Genomic DNA, 1,163 nt, shown 5'->3' with positions numbered 1-1,163 from the left:
ACGTGGCGAAGGTCGAGGCATCGCCTTCGACCAGAAAGACCAGATCGCGCCCTTCAGCGAGTAGCTCGACGGTCTGCGTCGCTGCCCGCGCCCAGGCTTTGGCGAGGATCCCGGCATCGCGTGTCATCGGGAAGACGATCTCGACGGCATCGGCCGGAGTGGACAGCCCGCCGCGCTCGACGATGGACAGCGCGTAGGACGACTCCTCGGCCTTCTTGACCGGGTACAGCCAGCGGGCGCCGCTGTGTAGCACCGCCCAGGCGCGGCGGGTGATCAACTCAGGGTCGCCGGGGCCGAGCGAGGCGCCGATCAGTTTTCCATAGGTTTTTGCGCCAGGGTTCATGCCATGTCCTTGCTTGCGGTGACGATCCACACCGGGTTCTGGGCGGCCAGCCGGTGCATGTCGAGAATCGGTTGGCTGCGGCAGGCCTGTAGCTGGACAACCTCCCAGCCGGCGCCGACCGCCTTGAGCGCCGCCGTCGCGGTGGCCAGGTTTTCAATGGTGACGAAATTCATGACCAGCCGGCCGCCGGGTTTCAGCCGGGCCAGGATCAGCCCGATCAGTTCGCCCAGTTCGCCGCCCGAGCCGCCGATGAACACGGCGTCCGGGTTGGGCCAGGTGGCGAGCAGCGCCGGCGCCTTGCCCTCGCACAAGGTGTAATTTCCGACGCGGAAGCGTTCGGCGTTGGCCCGCGCGTTAGCCGCGTCGCCGGCGTTCTTTTCGATTGCCCAGACATGGCCGAGCGGCGCCAGACGGGCCGCTTCCAGGCCGACCGAGCCGGAGCCGGCGCCGATGTCCCAAACCACGGCGTCGGGCGTCAGGCGCAGCTTGGCCAGCGACAGGACGCGCGCCTCCTGCTTGGTGATCAGGCCTTTTTCCGGGGTGCGCTGGATGTATTCCCCGTCTTCCCGGCCAAAAGGTGGCGCCATGGCCAATTCGTTGTGATCCGGGCGGCGTTCGACCAGGACGACATTGGGTTCGGGAAATTGCCTATTTGCCGCGTCGACCGCAGCCAGTCCGGCGAAGACGGCTTCATCGGGCCAGCGCAGCCGACAGGCCACCGACAGTTTGACCTCGTCGCCGTAACCGGCGGTGAGCAGGGCCCGGGCCAGTCGGGCCGGGCTGTTGGCCGGACCGGTAAACAGCGCCACGCGTCGATTCA

Annotated in this window: 2 protein-coding genes; both read right to left on the bottom strand. The window is 67.5% G+C overall.

Going from position 1 to position 1,163, the window contains the following annotated elements; genetic code table 11:
- Positions 1–343, bottom strand: a 343-nt coding sequence (locus tag ADADOO_RS02960; RefSeq protein ID WP_511274874.1) for an SAM-dependent methyltransferase, incomplete at its 3' end; no start/stop codon positions are given.
- Positions 340–1,163 (bottom strand): precorrin-6Y C5,15-methyltransferase (decarboxylating) subunit CbiT (gene cbiT / locus ADADOO_RS02955; protein WP_511274872.1); only part of this gene is annotated, 824 nt, incomplete at its 5' end. The genes ADADOO_RS02960 and cbiT, both read right to left, overlap by 4 nt.

The organism is Azonexus sp., assembly GCF_036170495.1.
In the GTDB taxonomy this organism is placed as follows: domain Bacteria; phylum Pseudomonadota; class Gammaproteobacteria; order Burkholderiales; family Rhodocyclaceae; genus Azonexus.
This window is presented reverse-complemented; position numbering and strand designations above follow the sequence as displayed.